The 16,912-nt window shown below is 66.2% G+C and carries 17 protein-coding genes and 1 tRNA gene; 10 read left to right on the plus strand and 8 right to left on the minus strand.

Features of this window, described 5'->3' with window-relative positions:
• A partial coding sequence (locus tag GD429_RS23585) for a cytochrome b/b6 domain-containing protein (protein ID WP_193727177.1) occupies positions 1 to 178 on the minus strand: 178 nt, incomplete at its 3' end.
• A complete protein-coding gene (locus GD429_RS23590; protein ID WP_152860419.1) occupies positions 178 to 1,245 on the minus strand; it encodes a catalase family peroxidase in 1,068 nt (355 codons plus the stop codon). The genes GD429_RS23590 and GD429_RS23585, both read right to left, overlap by 1 nt.
• 157 nt (positions 1,246 to 1,402) lie before the next feature.
• On the opposite strand from GD429_RS23590, the gene GD429_RS23595 reads away from it, so the two are divergent.
• The 3 genes from GD429_RS23595 to GD429_RS23605 all read left to right on the plus strand — a co-directional run bounded on the left by GD429_RS23595 (position 1,403) and on the right by GD429_RS23605 (position 3,413).
• Positions 1,403 to 1,924 (plus strand): sigma-70 family RNA polymerase sigma factor, encoded by a 522-nt coding sequence (locus tag GD429_RS23595; protein ID WP_034183763.1) that lies wholly within the window; start codon positions 1,403 to 1,405, stop codon positions 1,922 to 1,924.
• Positions 1,921 to 2,679: an anti-sigma factor family protein gene (locus GD429_RS23600; protein WP_152860421.1), complete on the plus strand. Its 759-nt coding sequence runs from the start codon at positions 1,921 to 1,923 to the stop codon at positions 2,677 to 2,679. The genes GD429_RS23595 and GD429_RS23600 overlap by 4 nt, the downstream gene beginning before the upstream one ends.
• A 230-nt stretch (positions 2,680 to 2,909) precedes the next feature.
• A complete protein-coding gene (locus GD429_RS23605; protein ID WP_152860423.1) occupies positions 2,910 to 3,413 on the plus strand; it encodes a hypothetical protein in 504 nt (167 codons plus the stop codon).
• Positions 3,414 to 3,435: 22 nt separating this feature from the next.
• On the opposite strand, the gene GD429_RS23610 is transcribed toward GD429_RS23605, so the two are convergent.
• Together GD429_RS23610 and GD429_RS23615 are read right to left on the minus strand one after the other, a co-directional pair.
• Entirely contained in the window at positions 3,436 to 3,651 is a 216-nt protein-coding gene (locus tag GD429_RS23610) for a hypothetical protein (protein ID WP_227791734.1), read from the minus strand.
• Positions 3,632 to 3,913, minus strand: coding sequence for a hypothetical protein (locus tag GD429_RS23615; protein ID WP_152860425.1), 282 nt, complete (start codon positions 3,911 to 3,913; stop codon positions 3,632 to 3,634). The genes GD429_RS23610 and GD429_RS23615 overlap by 20 nt, the downstream gene beginning before the upstream one ends.
• Before the next feature lie 566 nt (positions 3,914 to 4,479).
• On the opposite strand from GD429_RS23615, the gene GD429_RS23620 reads away from it, so the two are divergent.
• Positions 4,480 to 4,556: transfer RNA gene (locus GD429_RS23620), tRNA-Val, on the plus strand.
• Positions 4,557 to 4,863: 307 nt separating this feature from the next.
• Entirely contained in the window at positions 4,864 to 5,379 is a 516-nt protein-coding gene (locus tag GD429_RS23625; protein WP_152860427.1) for a DUF2628 domain-containing protein, read from the plus strand.
• A gap of 115 nt (positions 5,380 to 5,494) precedes the next feature.
• Here GD429_RS23625 and GD429_RS23630 read toward each other — a convergent pair whose 3' ends face one another.
• Both GD429_RS23630 and GD429_RS23635 read right to left on the minus strand, forming a co-directional pair.
• Positions 5,495 to 6,376 carry a sigma-70 family RNA polymerase sigma factor gene (locus GD429_RS23630; protein ID WP_152860429.1) on the minus strand — a complete coding sequence of 294 codons (882 nt, stop codon included), beginning with the start codon at positions 6,374 to 6,376 and terminating at the stop codon, positions 5,495 to 5,497.
• Positions 6,376 to 6,852 (minus strand): carboxymuconolactone decarboxylase family protein, encoded by a 477-nt coding sequence (locus GD429_RS23635; protein WP_111015745.1) that lies wholly within the window; start codon positions 6,850 to 6,852, stop codon positions 6,376 to 6,378. Before GD429_RS23635 ends, GD429_RS23630 begins: the two co-directional genes overlap by 1 nt.
• Before the next feature lie 613 nt (positions 6,853 to 7,465).
• Here GD429_RS23635 and egtB point away from each other — a divergent pair.
• From egtB to GD429_RS23660, 5 genes are all read left to right on the plus strand, one after another.
• On the plus strand, positions 7,466 to 8,698 hold the full coding sequence (gene egtB / locus GD429_RS23640; protein WP_152860431.1) for an ergothioneine biosynthesis protein EgtB: 1,233 nt from the start codon (positions 7,466 to 7,468) through the stop codon (positions 8,696 to 8,698).
• Positions 8,682 to 9,695 (plus strand): L-histidine N(alpha)-methyltransferase, encoded by a 1,014-nt coding sequence (egtD, locus tag GD429_RS23645; protein WP_152860433.1) that lies wholly within the window; start codon positions 8,682 to 8,684, stop codon positions 9,693 to 9,695. Before egtB ends, egtD begins: the two co-directional genes overlap by 17 nt.
• A gap of 284 nt (positions 9,696 to 9,979) precedes the next feature.
• On the plus strand, positions 9,980 to 10,285 hold the full coding sequence (locus GD429_RS23650) for a hypothetical protein (protein ID WP_152860435.1): 306 nt from the start codon (positions 9,980 to 9,982) through the stop codon (positions 10,283 to 10,285).
• Between the two features lie 50 nt (positions 10,286 to 10,335).
• Positions 10,336 to 10,590 (plus strand): hypothetical protein, encoded by a 255-nt coding sequence (locus tag GD429_RS23655; RefSeq protein WP_152860437.1) that lies wholly within the window; start codon positions 10,336 to 10,338, stop codon positions 10,588 to 10,590.
• 205 nt (positions 10,591 to 10,795) lie between these two features.
• On the plus strand, positions 10,796 to 11,170 hold the full coding sequence (locus GD429_RS23660; protein ID WP_152860439.1) for a hypothetical protein: 375 nt from the start codon (positions 10,796 to 10,798) through the stop codon (positions 11,168 to 11,170).
• Between the two features lie 381 nt (positions 11,171 to 11,551).
• Here GD429_RS23660 and GD429_RS23665 read toward each other — a convergent pair whose 3' ends face one another.
• Positions 11,552 to 14,578, minus strand: a complete 3,027-nt coding sequence (locus tag GD429_RS23665) for a type III restriction-modification system endonuclease (RefSeq protein WP_152860441.1) — start codon at positions 14,576 to 14,578, stop codon at positions 11,552 to 11,554.
• Positions 14,578 to 16,596 (minus strand): site-specific DNA-methyltransferase, encoded by a 2,019-nt coding sequence (locus tag GD429_RS23670; RefSeq protein WP_152860443.1) that lies wholly within the window; start codon positions 16,594 to 16,596, stop codon positions 14,578 to 14,580. Before GD429_RS23670 ends, GD429_RS23665 begins: the two co-directional genes overlap by 1 nt.
• Positions 16,597 to 16,912 lie beyond the last annotated feature (316 nt).

Raw genomic sequence — 16,912 nt, forward strand, 5'->3', positions numbered from 1 at the left:
CGCAAACCAGCACCAGCACGGCGACACCCAGCGGCTTATGAATCGCCACCAGAACCGCATGCCGCTCGGAGACGGACGAAACCATCCCCACCCCGATAAACAGCATCGCGACGATCATCGCGGCCATCACCCAATGCAGCACCCTCGCCGGCAGACTAAACGTCGTAGAAATCTTCATCACCGCCCCTCCGAACTCAACTTGGCCACCCCCGCCACGCCAGCCTCTTCGCTGGTCCGCCGCAGATACGAATCCGCATAAGCCGCCGAGCGCGCCGCCAGCAACGGATCCCCCGACACCTGAATCCCCTGCGGCAGCACCGTCGGGTCGTAATTCACGTCGCGGCACGGCCCGCTGTCCTGCGCCTCCACGCGATCGAGCACGAGCGTGCCCGCATCGATCGTCGTCCGCTGCGCGGGCCAGACCTTCGTCGCGTCGTCCACCGGATCGCCGGGCTCCGCCAAGGTGACCAGCAGCTTCCACTTCTGCGCACCCGCCGCGATGCGCTGCGTCACGTCCTGCTGCAACACGTTCGGATCCGCGGCCGTCGCGACGTCCCCGGCGCCGGCCGTCTGCTCCGGCACGACGCGCCACCGCACCGCCTGCCGCTTGCCCGCCGCGTCGACGAAGTAAAACGCGTTCAGCCCGTAATAGCTCTCGGTGACGTAACTCGCGCTCGGTTTCGCACCCTTCACCCACTGCAGGAACGCGGCCGTCTCCGGATGCGCGCCGAAAAACGCCTTCGCCTTCGCCGGATCGGGCCGGGTCGCCACCGTCAGCTGATAAAACACCTGCGGCGTCGCCACCGGAAACACGGGCATCGCGTTCATCCCGGTCCGCCATTGCTCGCCGTCAGGCGCGGTGAGCTTCAGCGCGAGGCTGCGAATCGGCACGCTGCTGTCGGGCGCATACGGATTCCCGCCCGGCAGCGCGAAGCGCCCGACCACCGGCGTGCGCACCGCCTTGAAGAACGGCGCGACCGAATACGCGCTCGCGGCCCCGTTGCCCTCGAAGTAACCGGTCACGCACACGCCCTTCGCGTGATTGCGCCGGTAGCCCGGATGGATGCCGCTGTTGGTCTGCAGCGCGTCGACGAGCCGCTGCGGGGTCAGACGCGCCGGCGCGAACCACCCGCCGGCATACCCGAACGCGACGGCCACGCCGGCCACCGTGCCGCCGATCACGGCCCAGCGCCACCATCCGCGCCCGGGCTCGCGCTGCGGCGAAGAAGAGGAAGATTGCTTCATGGATGCACTCCCGATCGTCAGATCATTGTCGAACCCGCGTAGGACGCCACCCGCGCCGCTTTATTCCACGAAAAATTTTTTCCTATGCTTGATGGAATAATCGACGCGGACCGACGTCCTACGCGGCATCTCGACCCCTTCGGCAACCGGCCCGGCCATGCCCTCCACCGCCCTCGACGACGAAGCGTTGCGCGAACTCCTCCCCAGGCTGCGACGCTTCGCGCTCTGGCTGGCGCGCGACGTCCACGCGGCCGACGATCTCGTCCAGTCGACGCTCGAGCGCGCGCTGTCGCGCTGGACGAGCCGCCGCGACGACGCGTCGCTGCGCAGCTGGCTCTTCACAATCCTTTACCGGCAGTTTCTCGACGGCAAACGCAGCGCGAAGCGCTACGCGTGGCTGCTCGGCCGCATTCGGGACGACGACGAAGCGCACTGGCCGTCCGCCGAACGCGAATTCGCGGCGCGCGCGACGCTCGAAGCGTTCGGCCGCCTCTCCGACGAGCAACGCAGCCTGCTGTTGCTCGTCGCGGTCGAGGGCTTCACCTATCAGGAAGTCGCCGACCTGCTCGACGTGCCGATCGGCACCGTGATGTCGCGGCTCTCCCGCGCGCGCCAGGCGCTGCGCCAGCTCAGCGACGGCGAGCTTCCCGCTCCTTCTCTGCGATTGATGAAGAAATGAACACGCCTCCGAACGAACACGACCTTCAGGCCTATGTCGACGGCCAGCTCGACGACGATGCGCGCGCTACGGTCGAGCGTTATCTCGCGCTGCATCCGGAGCGCGCGGAACAGGTGAAGCAATGGCAGCAGGATGCGCAGCGGTTGCGGGCGGCGCTGGAGAGCGTGCGAATGCCGGCGGACAACCCGGCGCTCGATCCGGCGGCGATTCGCGCACGGCGCGCGGAACGCACGCGGATGCGGTTTGCGATGGCGGCTTCGTTCGTGTTCTGCGTCGGGCTCGGGACGTTCGGCGGGTGGCAGGCGCGCGGGTGGAACGCGGCGCCGGCTGTCGCGCCGATGAGCGATGCGGTCGAGGCCTACAAGATGATGGTGGTCGATCAAACGGCAAAGGTCGATTATCGGCCGACGGGTGCGGGCGATTTGCAGGGGTGGCTCACCCGGCGCGTGGGCGCGTCGGCGAAGCTGCCGGATTTGAGCGCGGCGGGGTTCAGGCCGGTCGGCGGACGGTTGTTCACGACGGACAGTGGAGGCACGGCTGCGATGGTGCTCTATGAGGACGGTGCCGGGCGAACGCTGAGCTTCTATCTCCGGCCAGCGGAATCGGCACATCGGTTGCTGCCGGCCGGGCAACGCGTGGACGGCGCGTTGCTGGCGCGGTATGGGTCGGCGAACGGGCTCAACTATGCGGTGGTCGGGCCGGCTGGGAGTCTCGCGGAGAAAGCGGTCGCGCAGGCGCTCGATCAGCAGACTTGAGTGGTACGATGCGCGCCCTGCCGGCGGTCGTTGGTGGCCGCCGGCGCCTTGAGGCATGCGGCTTTGCCAGCTTGAGCGTGGGCATGCTCACCACTCGAATGCACAGCGTTTCGAGTGACTTTGTTGGCCTGTTGTCCACATCGGAACCGCGCCGGCGCCCTCACCTTTAAAATCATCGGGTTTCGAGTCGTCGTGAAGCGGGATCTCCACATCGATCGAATCGCTCACCTTTGGTCGGCACAGCATTTCGGGTTGTTTTGGGCTTCGATATCCACAACCCTTCCGGTGAAACGAAGGGCCTGCGCCGGGTTCGATTGCTCTCACCGGTTGAGCGCACAGGGTTTCGAGTTCGTTGGTTCCTGGATATCCACAACGCATTCAACCTTGGGGCGTCGCCCGCGAATTCTCCACGTCATCCGATCGATTCGGGCAAAAAGCCCGCCAAACAAGGCATTCGGTGTGATCCTCCTTGTCGAAAACAAGACGCTCACCCATCCAATGCACAGAGATTCGACTGGATTGGCGTGCGGGTTGTCCACATGCCGCCTAGCGACAGCGGCAAGAACGGCGATGGACTTTCAGCGCTCGATTACGTCTTGGAAAACAACGCGATCGACAGTCATTCGAGTTCGCCGGAATCCGAGCCCAGCTTGCAATCCGAACACACGCTCACCAGCCGGGCGCACAGCGTTCCGAATCGTTTCGCGCGCCGGTTATCCACAAACGAAGGCTGAGCACGTTCGCGTCACGAGCACATCATCGGTATTGCCGCGATATGAGCATCGCATCAATGCTGTTCGATGACGTATTGCTCCGGACTGCGCCACGCAATCGAACGGTACCCACGTCGCACGACACTCGAGCGAAGCCCAGCCGCACCAGCGCCTCGACGACGGCCGCCACATCCGTCACGACAACAGCGACATCGCCGGCAATATCCATCACAAGCGTCTCATTGACGGGTGTCTTCATCGATCGCCTCGCCCAGAGTGAGCCATCTGACGATCTCCGCGAAGTCTTCGTCGGACAGTTCGCCGACATGATCGACAAACACCCCGTAGTCGAGATCGAACTTCACGTTGAATCGTTCGCCTTTGTAGCGGCAACACAAGACATCGGCTTCCGGGATCGACACGCGCCGCTCAAACACGATGTCGCCCGGGTGTTGCTGCAACCGGTGTACGACGGCATCGATATCGAGCGCGTCGAGTCGGATCAACGAAGAATCGGCCATGTGCCGTGAGCCCGTGCGCCAGGCCCTCGTATCCTGAATGCCGGCGATTCTACAGATACAGCGGCTCGCGCATCATCCGATGCGCGCCACAGCTTGCAGCTTCGTCTATCCATTCACCGCACGCAGTGCATATCCTGAGCGGATCACAGTCGGCGGACTGTGCTTATCCAAAGGTGTTAACAGGGTTCGTATACATACGTAGTGATAGTTAACAAGCCCTGTGCCTCACAGTGGATAACCTCCGTAACGCACTGAATTTTCAACACGAAGCAGGATGCATAACCATGGGCGTGTCACGTGAACAGCTCCGCGGAGCACAGAACAACTTTTCGTCGATTCACAGCCGCGACGACATATCCTCAATCGCTCCACTGTGAATCCAGAGGCTTGCAGGACGGTTATCCAGAGGGGCGTGTGGATAACCTCGCTGTGCCGACGCGTTTCGCTGTGACACCAGACATCAGGCACGCGCAGCAAGCAGCAAGACCGCACGCCCCACGATTCAAAGAATTTTCACAAAGGGGCTTGTGCTCTGCGAAAACCGTCTCTATAATTCGCGGCTTCTTAGGCTCGTAGCTCAGTTGGTTAGAGCACCACCTTGACATGGTGGGGGTCGTTGGTTCGAATCCAATCGAGCCTACCAACGAACAAAATGAAGGGGTCGGCAGCGCGAATTGCCTACAGGCAATCCGGCTCGCCAAACATACAAACGCCACGCGGCAACTTCGCGTGGCGTTTTTCTTTTTCCGGCCGAGACAACGCATGCTGCCCCGATGCGTTGCACGCGATCCACGGCATCGCATCCTCATCGGCATCCCGACCAGCAATACACACCGAGTAGAATCGTGTGCGCATCGAAGCGCGCTGCACCGCAAGCCGCCCGATTTCCGGCGCACCCAAACCGCATCAAAACAACAACGCGCGATTCGCGCGACTGAGAGCAAACGACCATGTCCGAGGTCACGACCACCGCATCGTCCGCGAGCAACGACGAAATCGCCGCTTATGTCGGCAAGAAAGCCCCGTGGTTCGAACGAAAGTGGGAGATCGCCGCATCGCGCAAGAACCGGCAGTCCTGGAACTGGGCAGCGTGCTTCCTGGGCCCGGTCTGGATGGCGTATCGATGCATGTATTGGCAGGCGGCCGCCGTGCTGGGCGTCACGCTCGGCATCACGCTGGTCGAGTTGCTGTACTTCCCGAAATACTTCGAATCGAGCACGATCGATCCGGTCACCATCGGGATTGCGGTCGCGCTCGGCTGGTGCGGGAACGGCATCTACAAGACGCACGTCGAACGCAACATCGAAAAGCTGCGCCCGAACGCGACGTCGAACCAATCGTTTCTCGCGCTGCTTGAAGCGCAAGGCGGCACGAACTGGCTTGCGGCAACCGGGTTCGCCATCGCGACGCCGCAGCTCGGTTTACTGATGGTCATGATCCACAACGTCATGGTCGCGACGCAGTAACAGCGACAACCGACGATCGGCAAAGCAGGGCGGAGAAGCAGGAAGAGATAGGCGGGAAGCGGGCGGAGGGCAACTTCGCATACGTGCACGACACGCGACGCCCCCCGCGTCACCCTCAATGCAAATGCTTCAACTTGTCAGGATTCCGCACGACATAGATCGCGACGATCTTCCCGTCCTCGATCTCGAGCGCCGTCGTCTGCAGCTCGCCATCCGATTCCAGCGTAACGAAACCCGGCAACCCGTTGATGAACCCCGCGCGCACGAGCTTCGACGCATGCGTGGCGAACAGTCCGGCCAGGTATTCGTGCACCTTCATCACGTGCTCGAAGCCGAACACCGGCTTGCCCGCGGCCGAGCGCTTGCCGCCGCCGTCCGAATGCAGGCTCACGTCCTCGGCGAGCATCGCGCCGAGCGCGCGCATGTCGCCGCTGCGTGATGCCGCGAAGAACGCCTCGGCCAGCTCGATGCCGCGCTGCTTCTCGACATGAAACCGCGGCCGCGCCTCGCGCACGTGCGTGCGGGCTCGCGCGGCGAGCTGCCGGCACGCGGCCGGGTCGCGCTGGATCGTCGTGGCGACTTCGTCGAACTCGAGGCCGAACACGTCGTGCAGCAGGAACGCCGCGCGTTCGAGCGGCGAGAGCCGTTCGAGCGCGAGCATCAGCGGCAGCGTGACGTCCTCCTGTTCATCTTCCTCGACAACCGGCTCGGGCAGCCACGGGCCGATATAGGTCTCGCGCTGGTGCCGCGCGGACTTCAACTGGTCGAGGCACATGCGCATCACCATGCGGCGCAGGAACGCCTCGGGCACGCGCACGTCGGTACGGTCGACGTCCATCCAGCGGATGAACGCCTCCTGCACCATGTCCTCGGCATCCGCGACGGAACCGAGCATGCGGTACGCGACGCGGATCAGCGTGCGGCGCAGCGGGTCGAAGCTCGCGGCCGCGTCGGCCCGTTCTTCGGCGCTGCCCTTGGCCGGATCGAGGTGCGTCATCAGGCCACCATCTTCGCGGCAGCGGCCTTCGCGTCGGCCGGCTCGATCCACAGCCCGAAGCCGACAGCGAGCCGGTTCCAGCCGTTGATCACGTTGATCATCAGCGTGAGTTTCACCTGTTCCTCCTGGCTGAAGTGGTCGTTCAGCGCCGCATAGGCCGCTTCGTGCGCGGCGTGGCCCTCGGACAGCCGCGTGAGCGCGTCGGTCCAGCCGAGCGCCGCGCGTTCGCGGTCGGTATAGCAGGGCGCTTCACGCCATGCGGAGAGCAGGTAGATGCGCTGCTCGGTCTCGCCTTGCTCACGCGCCTCGGCGGTGTGCATGTTAATGCAGTTCGCGCACGCGTTGATCTGCGATGCGCGGATCTTGACCAGCTCGATCAGCGTCGGCTCGAGGCTCCCGGCGGCGGCGACGGACACGGTCATCCAGTTCTTCATCAGCGCGGGCGCGGCGGCAAACGGATTGAGTTTCGCAGTCATGGTTCCTTCTCCTTTCGTGTGGGTTCCGGTGATATGACGAGCGAGCCCCCCGCAGGTGTGACATCGACACAAAAAATTTTTCCGGAGCGCGTATGGATACGGCTCGCGGGAGAAGGGAGGGGCGGTTTGGACGCGCACCGACGATCAGGAGCAGCCGGCGGCGCCGATCCAGTCCGATAACCGGCAACCGGGGGCGATGACCGCGCAGGTTGCGTTTCTCAGACGAATCCGCTCGTCACCGAGCCATCACGGTCGCCGCGCGGATGTCATGGGCCGTCAGTAGCCGCAACCGCCGGCATGCGCGTTGCGCGCGCCCGCACGGCCGCGTCCCGGCATGCCTCGACGGTCTGTCACGCACGCGACACGCACACGGCCAACACTTTCATTTGTCTTTCGACCGCGTTTCATCGGCATCCCGATTCGCAGCATTCACATTTCTGGACCATACTGTTCTGCACGGGCAGATGAAGTGAAGCCGCATCAGCGGCCCGGCGCGCGCGCCGGCTGTCCGACGACGCAGCAGTAGGTCGCACGTCAGCCGCGCGCATCACGCGCAAGGCTTTCCCTTTTCCGGCAACGCAACGCAGCGAATCGCGACGTGAACGGTAAACCGATGAGCCTCCATGCATCACAGCTTCAATGCCGTTTCCAGGACGTGCGCACCCATAGCGTCGCGTTGACCGCGACGCTATCCGCCGAAGACCAGGCCGTGCAGTCGATGCCCGACGCGAGCCCGACGAAATGGCACCTCGCGCATACGACCTGGTTCTTCGAAACCGTCGTGCTGATGCGCCGCGTGCCCGGCTACGCGCCGTTCAACGACGCCTTCCAGTTCCTGTTCAATTCCTATTACGAAGCGCTCGGCCCGCGCCATCCGAGGCCGCAGCGCGGGCTGCTCACGCGTCCGTCGCTCGACGAGGTGCGCGCGTACCGGCAGCACGTCGACGAGGCGATGCTGCGCGCGCTGGCCGGTGCCGATGCGGCGCTGCTCGAGGTGATCGCGCCCGAGATCGAGCTCGGCCTGCATCACGAGCAGCAGCACCAGGAGCTGATCGTCACGGACATGCTGCATGCGTTCTCGTGCAATCCGCTGAAGCCGGCATTCCGGCCGCGCAACGAGATCGACCGAATCGACGGGGGCGCGATGGCTGCGGGCGATGCCGGTGCGCAGCACTGGCTGCACCAGCCGGGCGGGCTCGTCGAGATCGGCCACGACGGCGATACGTTCTCGTTCGACAACGAACGGCCGCGCCATACGGCGCTGGTGCGGCCATACGAGATCGCGAACCGGCTCGTGACGAATGCGGAATTCGCGGCGTTCGTCGCCGACGGCGGCTACACGCGGCCCGAATTCTGGCTGTCGGACGGCTGGGCGACGGTGCAGCGGGAAGGGTGGCAAGGGCCCGCGTACTGGATGCCCGACGACGACGATGCGGCCGCCACGCGCGTCCGGCGCACGTTCGGCCTGCACGGCGTCGAACCGCTCGCGCCCGACGCACCGGTGTGTCACGTGAGCTTCTACGAAGCGGCCGCGTATGCGGAATGGGCCGGCGCGCGGCTGCCGACCGAGTTCGAATGGGAAGCCGCGTTTGCGGCGGACGGCATCAGGCAGATGCTCGGATACGTGTGGCAGTGGACGCGTTCGTCCTACGAGCCGTATCCGGGCTTTCGGCCGCTCGCGGGTGTCGCGGCCGAATACAACGGCAAGTTCATGGTCGGCCAGCAGGTCCTGCGCGGCAGCAGCATCGCGACGCCGCCCGGGCACGAACGGCCGACGTACCGCAATTTCTTTCCGCCGGCCGCGCGCTGGCAGTTCACGGGGGTGCGACTTGCGCGAGACGTCTGACCAGGCGGCCACGAGCGGTGGCCAGCAACCCGCCCGCGAATCGCGGCCGAGCGCGTTCGAGCGCGACCTGATCGACGGACTGTCGCGCACGCCGCGCAGCATTCCGCCGAAATACTTCTACGATGCGGCCGGCTCCGCGCTGTTCGACCGCATCTGCGAACTGCCCGAGTACTACCCGACACGCACCGAGCTCGGCATCCTGCGCGATCGCGCGGCGGAGATCGTGCGGCGTGTCGGCCCGCATGCGGACATCGTCGAATTCGGTGCGGGCTCGCTCGAGAAGATCCGCGTGCTGCTCGACGCGTTCGCGAGCAACTACGCGAACGCGCCGGCGCGCTACGTGCCGGTCGACATCTCGGCCGACTACCTGCACGGCGCGGCCGCGCGGCTGCGTTCGGCCTATCCGTGGCTCGACGTCGCGCCGATCGCGGCCGACTACACGAAGGCCGAGCAACTGGCCGAGTTGACCGCGACGCCACGGCGGCGCATCGGTTTCTTTCCGGGTTCGACGATCGGCAACTTCTCGCCGGAAGAGGCCGACGCGTTCCTGCGCGATGCCGCGCGGCTGCTGCGCGGTGGCGGCTTGCTGGTCGGCGCCGATCTCGTGAAGGACGAGCGCACGCTGCATCACGCGTACAACGACGCGCAGGGCGTGACCGCGCAGTTCAACCTGAACCTGCTCGCGCGCGCGAACGCCGAGCTCGGCGCGGACTTCGATCTCGATGCGTTCTCGCATTGCGCGTTCTACGACGGCGAGCGGCAGCGCATCGAGATGCATCTCGTCAGCGATATCGCGCAGACCGTGCACGTGCGCGGCCACGCGTTCCGCTTCGAAGCCGGCGAGCGCATCCACACGGAGAACTCGCACAAGTTCACGATCGACGGCTTCCATGCGATCGCGCGCCGCGCAGGATTCGAGCCCGATACCGTGTGGACCGACGCGGACAACCTGTTCAGCGTGCACTGGCTGCGCAGCGTCGACGATATCCGCGCGTAGCGCCCGCTCCGGCGAACCGCTCGCGCACGGTGCGGGCGGTTCGTACCCCGGGCACACCGGCGCGTTCCGATCGCCCGGTTTCGTGCCGAAAATCCCCCTTTACCGGCTCGATGCACCGTTGCAACGGTGCTGGAATGCCGCCTCTCCCTTGTCCCGCAAGGCTTTGCGGATGGCCGTAAACGTCCGTTACCGGTCTCGCATACCGGTTTCACCTGTGTCGGCGCCCCATGCCTAGACTCCGAACCGTATTCACATGACGCACGACACGTGCAGGGAGTCGCGAGATGAGCAAGAAACTTATTCTCGGTGCAGTTCTTGGTGTAGCGGCGCTGGCAACCTCGGGCGTCGCATCGGCCCACGTCGACCTGTCGGTCGGCATCGGCGTGCCGGGCGTCTACGCGGCCCCGGCGCCCGTCTACGTGGCTCCGCCTCCGCCGGTCATGTACGCGCCGGTCGGCTATCGCGATGACGGTTGGCGCGGCGATGGCTGGCGTGAGCGCGAATGGCGCGAACACGAGTGGCGCCGCCGTGAATGGCGCGAGCACGAGTGGCGCGATCGCGGCGGCTGGCGCGGCGGCCGCTGGGATTGAGCGGTGCGAATAAGCGGTTCGAATAATCAATACAAGAGGAGTGTGAACACATGATGCCCATTCGACACATCAGGCTGTGCGCCACTGCCGCCATCGTTGCGCTCGCAACGATCGGCAGCGCGCACGCGGCGGGCTGCATGAAGGGCGCGGTGGTCGGCGGTGTTGCCGGCCACTACGCCGGGCACCACGCCGTCGCCGGTGCGGTCGGCGGCTGTATCGTCGGCCACCACATGGCGAAGAAGCACGCGCAAGAGCAGGCCGCGCAGCATAAGGCCGCCGCGCAGGGCATGCAGCCGGCGCAGTAAGCGCAATCGTCACCGGAGCGGCGCTGCGGCGCCGCGACTGCCTGCTTCGTTGTTCCGACCACGCATGACAGGATTGCGGCGCCATCCGGTTTGATCTGACGAATGGGCGCCGCCCGCATCGTTACGATCATTTACAACGTGGTGTGGCGCGAATCGTGCGCGTTCCTAGAATGCAATCACACAAACGCGCTCCAGGGAGCACAAGATGAAACATCAACGATACCTGTCCGTACTGACCGCCGCGTTGCTCGCGCTCGGCACGGTTTCCGCGTATGCGGCTGCCGGCGGCAATGGCGGCGGCAACGGTGGCGGTCATGGCGCAGGCGGCTCCGGCGGCAACGCGGGCGGGATGTCCGCTGGCCACATGAGCGGCTCGGCGCTGAGCAACTCGAACAGCGTGCACGCGGGCGACCGCGACAAGGGCCTGGCGCGCGCGGCCGACCGCTCCGATACGATCGCCGATCGCGCCGGCACGCAGCCGGGCCACGGTCACACGCACGGGCATATGCATGGCCACACCACGCATGCGTCGACGTCCACGCATCATTCGCATCACAACGCATTCGGCCGCACGCTGTAAGCGCGGCGCGGCATGCGATGGAAGGGCGCTTCGGCGCCCTTTTTCATTGCGGCAACGCAATGCCGCTGTCGCGCAAAAACATCGTGCCGACCCGATTTGCAACCAGCCGTAACCGCGCCGCAAACGCGCAAGAATACAAATCGCTTTCACGCGGATAACCGGCGGGAAATCGACGCCGGGAGCGGGCATCGCACGGGTGCCGGCGCACAGCCCGATCCATGAAAAAACTCGCCTCATAAGCCGTTTGCGCAGCAGATCGATCTGCTCGCTCTGCGCGATCCTGCGACCCGGTCCTGGAAAAACAAAACCCCACGTTCCGAAAAACGTGGGGTTCGTCAGCAGTCTGGGGCGGCTCATCGTCACCCTTCGCCGCCCTTCATTTCAGCGCCCGGCGCTCGCCAGCGGCGCCGCGGGTTCGAACAACGCGTCCGCCTGCCTGACGCGCACGAAGCGCGCCGCGCCGTCGCCGCCCACCAGCGCACGGAAATGCGCTTCGCCGCACGCGAGCTTCGCGCGCTCGTGCTCGCTCGGCACGTTGCCGTCCGCATTCGGCGTATCGACGACGAAGTACAGCCGCTCGCCGCCGTCCTGTTCCGCGAGCACGGCCCAGTCCGGGTGATAGCTGCCGAGCGGCGTCGGCACGCGGAACCACGCCGGCAGCTTCGCGTACAGCTTCACGCCGTCGTGCGCTTCGAGCGCATCGGCGAACGCGCGTTCCGCGTCCGTCTCGCACACGACCGCTTCATGGATCGACTTCCGTGCATCGGGCCGCAGGTTGCGCAGATAGCCAGTCAGCGCCTCGCTCTCGAACGATTCGAGCGCATGCACGTGGCGCTCGCCGAGCTTGCGATACGCGATGCCCGCGACGAGCGCGAGCCGCTTGCAGCGGTTGATCGCATCGGCCGCGACCGCGATGAACTGCTGCGGATTCACGCGGAAATCGTCGAGCCGGCCGCTGTCGGCCAGGATCGTCGCGAGCGAGCGGCGCGTGAGCTGCGTGCGGTCCTGCAGTTCGGTGAGCAGGTCGGGCAGCGGCAGCTCGCCTTCGTCGATCAGCACCGTGCCGGCGCCGGCCACCTCGATCGCCTCGATGCCGGCCTTGCCGATGTCGATCTCGGCCTTGCGCCACTGCAGCCGTGCGCGCGCGATGTCCGGCGCGTCGTGCAACGCGGTCGCGCAGTCGCGCACGAGCTTCGCGTTGTCGAACTCGACGCGGTACACGGTGCGATGGCGGATACGGTCCCACAGCGCGCGGAAATCCTCGCCGAACACGACGGCCTTGCCCGACGCATCGCGCCGCAGCGCGATCGCGCGGCGCTCGTCCGCGTTGCGCACCGCGAAGCGGCCCGACAGCTTGCGCAGCGTCGCGACGATCGGCGCGCGCAGCATCTCGAACGCACCCGGCAGCACGAGCGCGCTCTGGCGCAGCGCATCCTTCAGCCGGTCGAGCACCTTGCCCTGCGCGTCGACGTAGCCCTGTTCGTGCAGATGGTTCCACAGCACGCGCGACAGCTCGATGCCGAGCGCATGCGCGGGCCCGTCGCCTTCCTGAACAGGCAGCGCCGCGAACTGGTGCTCCTCGACGATCCCGAAACGAATGCCCGTATCGGCTTCGATTTCCTTCTGCAGGTTTTCCGCGAACGACTCGTAGCGCTCGGTCGCGATCACGGTCAGCGTGTTCACGCCCGCGTCGCGCACGCGTTCGCCGTCCTGGTCGACGGCGAGGCGCAGCCCGCGGCCGAGCGTCTGGCGGCGCTCGCGTTCGGTCTGGATGTCGCGCAGCGTGCAGATCTGGAACACGTTCGGGTTGTCCCAGCCTTCCTTCAGCGCCGAGTGTGAGAAGATGAACTTCAGCGGCGTGTCGAACGACAGCAGCGCTTCCTTCTCGCGCATGATCAGGCCGTACGCGCGCTCCGCGTTCTCGCGGGCCGCGGCGCTGCTCTCGCTCGTGTCGGTCCAGCCGCCCTTGCGGTCGATCGAGAAGTAGCCGTTGTGCGCGCGCCCGACTTCGAGCGCGACGTCGACGCCGTCGAACAGCGCCCGGTAGGCCGGCACGCGCGCCGCACGCGCATATTCCTCTTCGAAGATCAGCGCGTAGTCGCCCTTCACGGGCATCCCGTTCTCGTCGTAGCGGCGATAGCGTTCGACCGAATCGACGAAGAACAGCGACAGCACCTTCACGCCGCGTTCCGCGAGGCGCAGCTCCTTGTCGAGATGCTCGCGGATCGTGCGACGGATCATCTCGCGCTGCACGGCGAGCGTGTCGATGTCGCCGAATGCCTCGCCGAGCGACAGGAACGCCTCGCCTTCCGGATGGCGCAGCTCGACGTATTCGGCGCCCTTCAGTGCATGCACCTCGCCGATCCGCAGCCCCGCGTACAGCGCGCGCTTGGTCAGGCGTTCGAGATCGTCGCCGTCGGTGGCCGACACGATCTGGCGCTTCACGCCGGCCGCCGTCGCGACGTCGAGCTCGACGCGCGCGCTGATCGCGCCGCGCCGGTTCGACACGCCGACGAGCCGCACGTACGGCTTGTTGTGCGCATCCTCGACGATCGCCGACGCGATCTCGATCTGCTTGACGAGCTTGCGCTCGTACGCGTCGACCGCGTCGAGCCGGTACACCATGTGGTGACGGTCGACGTGCGTCGCCGAATAGCGCAGCGTGCAGAGCGGCGCCATCGCGGCGAGCGCTTCGCGCCCGCGGCCTTCGAGCCCGCCGTCGACGCTCTGCGGCTCGTCGACGATCACGATCGGCCGCGTTGCGCGGATCAGGTCGATCGGCTTCTCGCCGCCGGTCTTCTCGCTGTCCTTGTAGAGGTTGTTGATTTCCTTCTTGTTGATCGCGGCCACCGTCATCACCATGACCTGGATCGCCGCGCTCGCCGCGAAGTGGCGCACCTGGCCGAGCTTCGCGGAGTCGTACAGGAAGTAGTCGTACGGCACGCCCGCGTACAGCGCGCGGAAGTGATCCTCGGTGATCGAGAGCGTCTTGTGCACGCCTTCCTTGATCGCGATCGAAGGCACGACGATCACGAATTTCGTGAAGCCGTAGCGACGGTTCAGCTCGAAGATCGTGCGCAGGTACACGTAGGTCTTGCCGGTGCCGGTCTCCATCTCGACGGTGAAGTCGCGCGAGCCGGGCAGGCCGGACGGCGGCAGCCCGCCGCGCAACTGCACGTCGGCGAGATTGCGCGCGAGCGCGTCGTCGGTCAGCGACAGCCGGTTGCCGACGCCCTGTTCCGATACCGCGAAGCCGAGCGAGCCTTGCGCTGCAGCCGTGGTGCCGGGCGCGGCGTTCGCGAGCACGCTGAAGTCGCCGCGATACGATTCCTGGCCGCGAAACAGGTCGCAGACGGCGTCGATCGCGTCGCGCTGGTAGTCGAGATCCGCTTCGAAATGCAGCCGCATCACAGGCTCCGCACGCGCTTCACGCCGTGCTGTTCGAGCAGCGCGGCGAGATTGAGCTTCGCGACGTCGTCGACGAAGCCGCTGTCGCGGAACAGGCACGTGACGTCATGCGACGCGCCGCTCGCGTCGAGCAGCGCGACGATGCCGTCGGCGAGCGGGCCCGCGTCGTCGCGCGAGATGCGCGCATCGAAGCACGCGACGATCGAGCGGCCGATCAGGTGCACGGTCTTGCCGGCTACCACGTGATGCTCGACCGGCGTGCACAGGTCGAGGCCGAGCTTCAGCGTCAGCTCGGCGAGCAGGTCGTCCTCGGTGCGGCCGGTCTTCACGTGCTCGACGGACGCGAAGAGCGCATGGTCGAAGTCGTCGCGGCGCGGATCCCACTCGATCACGTTGGTCGTGTCGAGCCGGTACACGCGGAAGCCGAGGTCGCCATAACTTTCCGGATAGTCGCGCGCGACCTGCTGCGCGGCGCGGCGCAGACGCTCCTTCGTGACTTCGGCGAGCGTCGCGGGCTTCTTCAGCTTCGCGCAGAAATCGGCCGCGCTCTGCTGCGTCTTGTCGCGGCGGTCGAGCGCTTCGGGCAGTTGCACGAGCACATAGCGGCGCGCGCCGCCGTCGGTCGCGTTCACCTGCATCACCGCGTGGCCGGTCGAGCCGGAGCCCGCGAAGCAGTCGAGCACGATGTCGTCGCCGCGCGTGCACCAGCCGATCACGGCCGCCGCGAAATCGACCGGCTTCGGCAGGTCGAACGGGATCCCGAGCGTCTTCAGCAGCGCGTCGTCGGAGCCGGCGAACGGCAGCACCGACGGCACGTTCTCGTACATGTTCTCGTCGAGGTAGTAGATCCGCTGCGGCTGCGTGCTTTCGTCCGCGCCGAATTCGATCTGGCCGCGCTCGATCAGCGCCTGCATCGTCGCGGGCGGGTTGCGCCAGCCGCGCGCCGGCATCGCGCACGGCTTGCCGGTGACCGGGTGGATCAGCGGCGTGAAATATTCTTCCGGCGCCTTCTTCTTGTTCGGCCATGCCATCGACACGAGGCGGTACACGCGGCCGTCTTCCGACAACCGGTCGTACATCACTTCGCCGCCGGACAGGTTGGTCTGCGCCTTCATCCACGCGCGGTATGCCTTCTGCGCGTCCTTCGCATTGCCGCTGCGGTACACCGCGTCATGCGCGGCATCGAGCATGCGCTGCGCATTGCGCTTCGGGCGCTTGAGCGGCGCCTGTTCGAGCAGCGTCTCGGCGTTGCGCGCGAACAGCACCAGCGATTCGTGCTGGTACGCGACGCCGCGCGCGTCGCCCTTCGGGTTGCGCTTGTCCCACACGGCGACGCCGAGCTCGTTCTCCTCGCCGAAGATCTCGCGCAGCATCAGCACCAGCGCATGCACTTCGTGCTCGTCGATGTGCACGGCGATCAGCCCTTCGTCGGACAACAGCGCGTGCGCGAGTTTCAGGCGCGGATACATCATGTTCAGCCAGTCGGTGTGGAACCGGCCGTTCGCCTCGGTGTTGGTGCTGCGCTTCGCGCCGCCCTGGGTCTGCCCGGTCATCGCCAGGTAGTGGCGGATGCTGTCGCTGAAGTCGTCCGGATAGACGAAATCGCTGCCCGTGTTGTACGGCGGGTCGATGTAGACGAGCTTCACCTTGCCCGCGTAGCTCTTGTGCAGCAGCTTCATCACGTCGAGGTTGTCGCCCTCGATCACGAGATGGCGCGTGTCGTCCCATGCGACGCTGTCGTCGGGGCAGGGGCGCAGCGTGCCCGTCGACGGCGTGAGCGCGGCCTGGCGCGCGCTGCGCTTGCCGTGCCAGTGGAAGCCGTAGCGCTCGTCGGCGTCGCCGACCGTGCGTTCGCCGATCAGCGCCTTCAGCACGTCGACGTCGACCGACGCGCCGTCGGGGCCTTCGGTCACGAGTTCGGGGAACAGCGCCTTCAGGCGCGCGACGTTGTCGGCGGTGAAATCCGTCGACATCGCCTGCGGGCTGGCCGCATCGAGTTTCTGCATCGTCTTTTCCATCGGAGCCCGGCCGCGCGCGCCAGGACGTCGGGCGTGCTCACGGCACCGGCGGCAATGGCCGCCCGGGCAAACCCGAAACGCTAGCGAGTCGGTCGGCGCAGGTCAAGCGCCGATGTGGGCCGAACGTACGTGCATCGGCCGCGATCGCCCGCCGGACGGGCCGCAAGCGGTTTCGGGCCGGTTCTCGCCCGGGCCGGCCGGCAGCCACTTCGCGGGCGTCACGCGGCACCGCGGAAAGGACGAAAAAAAGGGCACGGTCGGCGCAAAGCGCCGGCGTGCCCGCATGGAGAAATCCCGGACGGAGGGTACGGCGGGG

It is taken from the genome of Burkholderia sp. BE17 (assembly GCF_009362305.1).
Taxonomy (GTDB): domain Bacteria; phylum Pseudomonadota; class Gammaproteobacteria; order Burkholderiales; family Burkholderiaceae; genus Burkholderia; species Burkholderia pyrrocinia_C.